The organism is Vibrio sp. S457-15 (assembly GCF_000960545.1).
Classification (GTDB): Bacteria; Pseudomonadota; Gammaproteobacteria; order Enterobacterales; family Vibrionaceae; genus Vibrio; species Vibrio parahaemolyticus.
Genome location: NZ_JYOQ01000150.1, coordinates 1 through 436, shown reverse-complemented (window position 1 = coordinate 436; position 436 = coordinate 1). Strand labels below are relative to the sequence as shown.

1 pseudogene is annotated in these 436 nt (G+C 44.0%); it reads left to right on the top strand.

The features are described from left to right. Positions 1-436, top strand: a pseudogene (locus tag UF05_RS16915) (IS3 family transposase); the annotation flags it as partial.

The following is a 436-nucleotide window of genomic DNA, read 5'->3' as shown; positions in this document are numbered from 1 at the left end:
CAAGAGCTAGCTGCTGAAGTAGCCAAACTCAAAAGACAGTTGGCAGAACAAGCAGAAGAGCTAGATATCGTAAAAAAGGCCGCCACCTACTTCGCGAAAAATCTAAAGTAGATTGCTATGAATTCATGCTTGAACACTTGCTGTGCTTCAGTGTTGTCCGCATGGTTAAGGTATTCAGGGTTTCTCGAAGTGGGTTTTATTATTGGATTAAGCATCGCCACAAGGCCATCCAGCGCGAGACAATTCGTCAAGAGCTTGATACAAAGGTCAAAGATGCTTTTGACAACAGTAAAGGTCGAGATGGTTCAAGATGTATCCAGAAAGAACTCGCTGAGAACGGTAATAGCCATAATGTTAAAACCATTGCAGCCAGCATGAAGCGTCAGGATTTAACGCCGAAAGCGGCACGCAAGTTTAAGTGTACAACGGACAGCAA